The sequence below is a fragment of the Pseudomonas lactucae genome, from assembly GCF_016937615.1.
GTDB lineage: Bacteria > Pseudomonadota > Gammaproteobacteria > Pseudomonadales > Pseudomonadaceae > Aquipseudomonas > Aquipseudomonas lactucae.
The window spans coordinates 1-7,739 of sequence record NZ_JAFHKI010000169.1 but is presented as its reverse complement, the minus strand read 5'-3'; the positions used below and the strand labels follow the sequence as shown (position 1 = coordinate 7,739).

Sequence of the window (7,739 nt, the reverse complement as noted above, 5' to 3'; positions counted from 1 at the left end):
TGGCGGTGGCGGTGGCGGCGACTGCCGGCAAGGCGTCGGCGGCAAACGTGCCTTTGCCATGCAGTTGGTCGAGCAACGCTTCGAATTCGTCGTCGGTGATGTCGGTGCTGACAGGCGCGGCCGCCGCAGCCGGTGCAGAAGCAGCAGGCGCAACCGCATCGGCGGCGAACTGGCCCTTGCCGTGCAACTGGTCGAGCAGCGACTCGAATTCCGCGTCGGTAATGTCTTCGCCGGTCGGCGCCGCTGCCGGGGCAACGGCGGCCGGCGCTTCGGCTTCGGCCTTGACGGCACTGAGCGAGTCGAGCAGCTGTTCGAACTCGGTGTCCGTCACATCCGGTTCAGGCTCCGGTTCAGGCTCCGCTTCGACCACCGGCGCCGCCGAGGTGTCCGCAGGCTCCGCATAGCGCGCCAGGGCCGCCAACAGTTCCGGCGTGGCCGCGGTGATCGGGGCACGTTCACGCACTTGGCTGAACATGCCGTTGACCGCGTCCAGTGCTTCGAGAATCACGTCCATCAACTCCGAATCAACGTGACGCTCACCCTTGCGCAGGATGTCGAAAACGTTCTCGGCGATGTGGCAGCACTCCACCAGCTCATGGAGCTGGAGGAAGCCGGCGCCCCCTTTTACAGTGTGAAAACCGCGAAAAATTGCATTGAGCAGGTTCGCATCATCTGGGCGGCTTTCCAGCTCGACCAGTTGTTCGGACAGTTGCTCTAAAATTTCGCCGGCCTCTACAAGGAAATCCTGAAGGATCTCTTCATCGGCGCCGAAGCTCATGGGTGTGCTCCTTAGAAGCCTAAACTGGATAACAGGTCGTCAACATCATCTTGACCCGATACAACGTCTTCACGTTTATCGGCATGAATCTGCGGACCTTCACCCTTGGCGAGATGTTTTTGTGGATCTTTTTCCGAGAGGATCGCTTCGCGGTCATGTTCGATGCCGGCAAAACGGTCGACCTGGCCTGCCATAAGCACCAATTTGAGCAAGTTGCTTTCCACTTCGGTGACCAATTGGGTCACGCGCTTGATTACCTGACCAGTGAGGTCCTGGTAATCCTGGGCCAGCAGAATGTCGTTGAGGTTGCTGGAAACCGTACGGTTTTCCTGCTCGCTGCGTGACAGGAACCCTTCGACCCGACGGGCCAGTTCACGGAACTCTTCAGCGCCCACTTCGCGGCGCATGAAGCGGCCCCAGTCAACGCTCAGGGCCTGGGCTTCGGTGGCCATGCCGTTGACCAGCGGCGTGGCGTTTTCCACCAGGTCCATGGTGCGGTTGGCCGCCGCTTCAGTCAGCCTGACCACATAGGACAGACGCTCGGTGGCGTCGGTGATCTGTGAGATTTCTTCGGCCTGGGGCATGTGCGGGTCAATCTGGAAATTGACGATCGCGCTGTGCAGCTCGCGTGTGAGCTTGCCCACTTCCTGGTACAGGCCTCGGTCACGGGTCTGATTGAGCTCATGGATCAACTGCACCGCGTCACCGAACTGGCCTTTTTCAAGGCTTTCGACCAACTGGTGAGCATGTTTTTTCAGGGTGGACTCAAAGTCTCCCTGTGACGTTTCGTTATGCTCCATAGCTCCCCCGCGATGGCATTAGCCGTGGATGCGTTCGAAGATTTTTTCGATCTTCTCTTTCAAGGCCTGTGCAGTGAATGGCTTGACCACGTAACCGTTGACCCCGGCCTGGGCGGCCTCGATGATCTGCTCACGCTTGGCTTCGGCGGTCACCATCAACACGGGAAGGCTGCGTAGTTTTTCGTCGGCGCGCACATGGCGCAGCAGGTCGATACCGGTCATGCCCGGCATGTTCCAGTCGGTTACCAGAAAGTCGATGCTCCCGCTGTTGAGGATCGGAATCGCCGTCAGGCCGTCATCCGCCTCGACCGTGTTGGTGAACCCAAGGTCACGCAACAGGTTTTTTATGATCCGCCGCATCGTTGAGAAGTCATCAACGATGAGGATTTTCATGTTCTTGTCCAATTCGACCTCCAAGCAGTCTTAAACGCGCCCAGCACCTGGACGCGCCATTTCAATCAACAGGCATTACACAAATAGGACTGCCGGGGCCACCACGGGCCGAACCACGAGAATCAAACACCCTCGCGGTATCGCTTTGCAGTGTCCCCACACTGCCTGTCAGCGCGCTCGCCACTCTCCCAAACGCCCCCGCAAGCGGGCGGCGCATTGGCTGTGCAACTGGCTGACCCGTGATTCGCTGACCCCCAGGACCTCACCGATTTCCTTGAGGTTCAGCTCTTCGTCGTAGTACAGCGCCAACACCAATCGCTCACGTTCAGGCAAATTGGCGATGGCGTCCGCCAACGCACCCTGGAAGCGTAGATCTTCCAGGTCGCGCGACGGCTCCATGTGTGCGCTCGCGCCGTCCTCGTGCAGCCCTTCGTGTTCGCCGTCCTGCAACAGGTCGTCGAAACTGAACAGGCGGCTGCCCAAGGTATCGTTCAAAATCCCGTAATAATCGTCGAGACTCAATTGGAGTTCGGCCGCAACTTCGTGATCTTTAGCGTCGCGACCGGTTTTTGCTTCAATTGCCCGAATTGCGTCACTGACCATGCGCGTATTGCGGTGGACCGAACGGGGCGCCCAATCGCCCTTGCGCACTTCATCGAGCATCGCGCCACGAATGCGGATACCCGCATACGTCTCGAAACTGGCGCCTTTGCTGGCATCGTATTTGGTCGACACTTCGAGCAGGCCGATCATGCCGGCCTGGATCAGGTCTTCGACCTGGACGCTGGCGGGCAGGCGTCCCAGCAGGTGATAGGCAATGCGTTTGACCAACGGCGCATAGCGCTCGATCAACTCACCCTGGCTGTCACGGGCGGACTTCTTGTAAGCGTTATAGCCGTTCGCTGTCATAGCACAGGTCCTGCGCTCGTCTGATGCACCAATCGTTCGACGAAAAACTCCAGATGCCCCCGAGGGTTGGCAGGCAAGGGCCAGGTATCGACCTTCTGGGCAATCGCCTTGAACGCCAAGGCGCACTTGGAACGAGGGAACGCTTCGTAGACTGCACGCTGCTTTTGCACAGCCTTGCGCACGCACTCGTCGTAGGGAACTGCACCAACGTATTGTAAGGCGACATCGAGAAAACGATCCGTGACCTTGGTCAACTTGGCGAACAGGTTGCGTCCTTCTTGCGGGCTTTGGGCCATGTTGGCCAGCACGCGGAAGCGGTTCATGCCGTAGTCACGGTTAAGCAGTTTGATCAGGGCGTAGGCGTCGGTGATCGAGGTGGGTTCATCGCAGACCACCAGCAGAACTTCCTGCGCCGCGCGCACGAAGCTGACCACGGACTCGCCGATCCCGGCGGCGGTGTCGATCACCAGCACGTCGAGGTTGTCGCCGATATCACTGAAGGCCTGGATCAGGCCGGCATGCTGCGCCGGGCTCAGGTGCACCATGCTCTGGGTGCCCGACGCGGCCGGCACGATGCGGATCCCGCCAGGGCCCTGCAGCAGCACATCGCGCAGTTCACAGCGCCCCTCGATCACATCGGCCAGGGTGTGTTTGGGCGTCAGCCCCAGCAGAACGTCGACGTTCGCCAGTCCCAGGTCAGCATCCAGCAGCATGACGCGACGGCCAAGCTCTGCCAGCGCCAGGGACAAATTCACTGACACGTTAGTTTTTCCGACGCCACCTTTGCCGCCGGTCACCGCGATCACCTGTACGGGATGCATGCTGCCCATTTTATTTCTTTACCTTGTCTTGCTTAGACGCAGGCTACATGGCTTGGCCGCGTGAATCGCTTGCAGACCATCGATGTAGATACATTTCACGGTGCTCATCGACTTCAACCGACCCGTTTTGCCGGGTGGTGGTAGAGATCGGCGAACATGTCGGCCATCGCTTCCTCGCTAGGCTCGTCTTGCATTTGTACGCTCACGGCGCGGCTGACCAACTGATGACGGCGCGGCAGATGCAAATCATCCGGAATCCGCGGCCCATCGGTCAGGTAGGCAACCGGTAGTTCATGGCTGATCGCCAGGCTCAACACTTCGCCCAGGCTGGCGGTTTCATCCAGTTTAGTCAGGATGCAGCCGGCTAGGCCGCAACGTTTGTAGCTGTGATAGGCAGCGGTAAGAACCTGTTTCTGGCTGGTGGTTGCAAGCACCAGGTAATTTTTCGACTTGATGCCACGTCCAGCCAGGCTTTCCAGCTGCAGACGCAAGGCCGGGTCGCTGGCTTGCAGGCCGGCGGTATCGATCAACACCACGCGTTTGCGCAGCAGCGGGTCGAGGGCGTTGGCCAGGGACTGGCCCGGATCGACATGGGTCACCGGCACGTTGAGGATACGGCCCAGGGTCTTGAGTTGCTCCTGGGCACCGATACGATAGCTGTCCATGCTCACCAGCGCGATGTTATGGGCGCCGTATTTGAGCACATAACGGGCGGCGAGCTTGGCCAGGGTGGTGGTCTTGCCCATGCCGGCCGGGCCGACCATGGCAATCACACCGCCCTCTTCCAGCGGCTCGATTTCCGGGGTGGCGATCATCCGCGCCAAGTGGGCCAGCAACATGCGCCAGGCCTGGCGGGGTTCTTCGATTTCGGTGGTCAGTGCCAGCAGGTCGCGCGACAGCGGGCCAGACAGGCCGATGCGTTGCAGGCGGCGCCAGAGGTTGGCCTGTTGCGGCTTGCTGCCTTGCAACTGGGTCCAGGCCAGCGACCCCAGTTGGACTTCCAGCAGTTCGCGCAGGCCGTTGAGCTCGAAGCGCATCGAGTCGAACGCGCGCTGGTCGACGCCGGCGGCCGGGGCTGGCGCCGCAGGACGCGGTGGCTCGACGAAAGTCGGCTCAACCAGTGGCTCGGAGGCGGTCAGCGGCAGGCCGGCGAACAATTGGCGATTGGTGGTGGCATCGCTGTCGCCACGCATGCTCAGCTCGGCCTGGGCCGAGACGATGCGCGAGGCGGTCTTGCGCAGCTCGTCTTCAAGCTCCATGTTCGGCACGCGCGGGGCCAGGGCCTGAGGGGTGTAATCCAGGGCAGCCGTCAGCTCGACACCGCCGGCAATGCGACGGTTACCGATAATCGCGGCGTCGGCGCCCAGCTCATCACGGACCAGTTTCATGGCCTGACGCATATCGGCGGCGAAAAAACGCTTCACTTGCATAACCCACTACCCTCAGCCGTTGGGCCCTACTGTCGCGACGATAGTCACTTGCTTGTTGTCAGGAATTTCCTGATAAGCCAAAACGTGCAAATTCGGTACTGCCAGGCGTCCAAACCGCGACAACATCGCTCGGACCGGGCCTGCCACCAGCAGAATCACCGGTTGGCCCTGCATTTCCTGGCGCTGCGCGGCGTCAATCAAAGAACGCTGCAGTTTTTCAGCCATGCTTGGCTCCAGCAGAACGCCCTCTTCCTGGCCTTGTCCCGCCTTCTGAATACTATTGAGCAAAATCTGTTCCAACCTGGGTTCCAAGGTGATCACAGGCAGCTCGGAGTCAAGCCCTACAATGCTTTGCACGATTGCGCGGGACAATCCGACGCGTACCGCCGCCACCAGCGCGGCGGTATCTTGACTCTTGGCGGCGTTGTTGGCGATGGCCTCGGCAATGCTGCGAATGTCGCGCACCGGCACCTGTTCGGCCAGCAGCGCTTGCAGCACTTTGAGCAGTTGCGACAACGACAGCACGCCGGGTACCAGCTCTTCGGCAAGTTTTGGCGAGGCTTTGCCCAGCAAACCCATCAATTGCTGGACTTCTTCGTGGCCGATCAGCTCGTGGGAGTGCTTGTACAGAATCTGGTTGAGGTGCGTGGCGACCACGGTGCTGGCGTCTACCACGGTGTAGCCCAGGGACTGCGCCTGGCTGCGCTGGCTGATTTCGATCCACACCGCCTCCAGGCCAAAAGCCGGATCTTTGGCGGTAATGCCGTTGAGGCTGCCGAACACCTGGCCGGGGTTGATCGCCAGTTCGCGGTCCGGGTAGATCTCGGCTTCGGCCAGGATCACGCCCATCAGCGTCAGGCGGTAGGCGCTCGGCGCCAGGTCGAGGTTGTCGCGGATGTGCACGGTGGGCATCAAAAAGCCCAGGTCCTGGGACAGCTTCTTGCGCACGCCCTTGATCCGCGCGAGCAATTGGCCGCCCTGGTTGCGGTCCACCAGCGGAATCAGGCGGTAGCCGACTTCCAGGCCGATCATGTCGATGGGGGTCACGTCGTCCCAGCCCAGCTCCTTGGTTTCCTGGGCGCGGGCCGGGGACGGCAGCAGCTCCTGCTGGCGCGCGACTTCCTGCAGGGCCTGGACCTTGATTGCGTTTTGCTTTTTCCAGAACAGGTAGGCACCACCGGCCGCCATGGCGGCCATGCTCAGGAACGACACGTGCGGCATGCCCGGCACAATCCCCATGATCGCCATGATGCCTGCCGCCACGGCCAAGGCCTTGGGCGAGGCAAACATCTGCCGGCTGATCTGTTTGCCCATGTCCTCGGAGCCCGAGGCACGAGTGACCATGATTGCAGCCGCTGTGGATAACAACAGTGATGGCAATTGCGCCACTAAACCGTCACCGATGGTCAGCAAGGCGTAGACCTTGCCCGCATCGCCGAAACTCATGCCGTGCTGGAACATGCCCACGGCTACGCCGCCGATGAGGTTGATGAACAGAATCAGCAGGCCGGCGATGGCGTCACCGCGCACGAATTTGCTGGCACCGTCCATGGAACCGTAGAACTCGGCTTCCTGGGCCACTTCCAGACGGCGGGATTTGGCCTGGTTCTGGTCGATCAGGCCGGCGTTGAGGTCGGCGTCGATAGCCATCTGCTTGCCGGGCATGGCGTCGAGGGTAAACCGCGCGCTCACCTCGGAAATCCGCCCGGCACCTTTGGTCACCACCACGAAGTTGATGATCATCAGGATCGCGAACACCACGATACCCACCACGTAGTTACCGCCGATCACCACCTCACCGAAGGCCTGGATCACCTTGCCGGCGGCAGCGTGACCGTCCTGGCCGTGGAGCATCACCACGCGGGTAGAGGCCACGTTCAAGGCCAGGCGCAACAGGGTCGCCACCAGCAAAATCGTCGGGAACACCGCGAAATCCAGCGGCCGCAGGGCGTATACGCAGACCAGCAACACCACCACGGACAGGGCGATGTTGAAGGTGAAGAATACGTCGAGCAGGAACGGCGGCATCGGCAACATCATCATTGCCAGCATCACCAGCAACAACAACGGCACACCCAGATTGCCCCGCGAGAGGTCAGTCAGGGTCGTACGGGCCGTGCCGAGCATTTGAGAGCGATCCACCACCGGTATTCCTCGTAACGTAAAGCAAACTTTTGACGCCGGGAGGCGTCCTGGTGGGGGTAGTGCAAGAAGCCTTCCAACTTTGGTTTCGGATTCGGATAACCTCACGTGCGACCGTGATTACGGCCATATACCGATACAAATGTGGGAGGGGGCTTACTCCCGATATAGGTGAGTCAGGCCATGAATCTGCTGCCTGACACCGCTATCGGGAGCAAGCCCCCTCCCACATTTGGATTTTTTTGCATCCAGTGCTACCAGGGATCGATCAATCAATGAGTCTTCACAAGGCTCGCACGTTCGCAGCCTGAGGCCCTTTTTGTCCTGGGACGATATCGAACTCAACCTTCTGGTTTTCTTCGAGCGCCTTTGAACCCTTCACCCTGGATCGCGGAAAAGTGAACAAAGACGTCAGCTCCGCCCCCATCCTGAGTAATAAACCCAAAGCCCTTGTCCGCGTTAAACC

7 protein-coding genes and 1 pseudogene are annotated in these 7,739 nt (G+C 60.4%); all 8 read right to left on the bottom strand.

Annotated elements, in window-relative coordinates; genetic code table 11:
- Positions 1-778: Hpt domain-containing protein (locus tag JWR98_RS25935; RefSeq protein ID WP_205491574.1), on the bottom strand; the 778-nt coding region annotated here is incomplete at its 3' end.
- An 11-nt stretch (positions 779-789) separates the two neighbouring features.
- Positions 790-1,578 (bottom strand): protein phosphatase CheZ, encoded by a 789-nt coding sequence (locus tag JWR98_RS25930; protein ID WP_078734091.1) that lies wholly within the window; start codon positions 1,576-1,578, stop codon positions 790-792.
- An 18-nt stretch (positions 1,579-1,596) separates the two neighbouring features.
- On the bottom strand, positions 1,597-1,971 hold the full coding sequence (locus JWR98_RS25925) for a chemotaxis response regulator CheY (protein WP_160385018.1): 375 nt from the start codon (positions 1,969-1,971) through the stop codon (positions 1,597-1,599).
- Between the two features lie 168 nt (positions 1,972-2,139).
- Positions 2,140-2,880, bottom strand: a complete 741-nt coding sequence (gene fliA, locus JWR98_RS25920; RefSeq protein WP_205491572.1) for an RNA polymerase sigma factor FliA — start codon at positions 2,878-2,880, stop codon at positions 2,140-2,142.
- Positions 2,877-3,710, bottom strand: coding sequence for a flagellar synthesis regulator FleN (gene fleN / locus JWR98_RS25915; RefSeq protein ID WP_003192912.1), 834 nt, complete (start codon positions 3,708-3,710; stop codon positions 2,877-2,879). The genes fliA and fleN overlap by 4 nt, the downstream gene beginning before the upstream one ends.
- A gap of 104 nt (positions 3,711-3,814) precedes the next feature.
- On the bottom strand, positions 3,815-5,131 hold the full coding sequence (gene flhF, locus JWR98_RS25910) for a flagellar biosynthesis GTPase FlhF (RefSeq protein WP_078734093.1): 1,317 nt from the start codon (positions 5,129-5,131) through the stop codon (positions 3,815-3,817).
- Positions 5,132-5,143: 12 nt separating this feature from the next.
- The gene (flhA, locus tag JWR98_RS25905; RefSeq protein WP_225908863.1) at positions 5,144-7,258 is read right to left on the bottom strand and encodes a flagellar biosynthesis protein FlhA; all 2,115 of its coding nucleotides are present in this window, start codon (positions 7,256-7,258) and stop codon (positions 5,144-5,146) included.
- Positions 7,259-7,556: 298 nt separating this feature from the next.
- Positions 7,557-7,739: pseudogene (locus JWR98_RS25900) on the bottom strand (cold-shock protein); the annotation flags it as partial.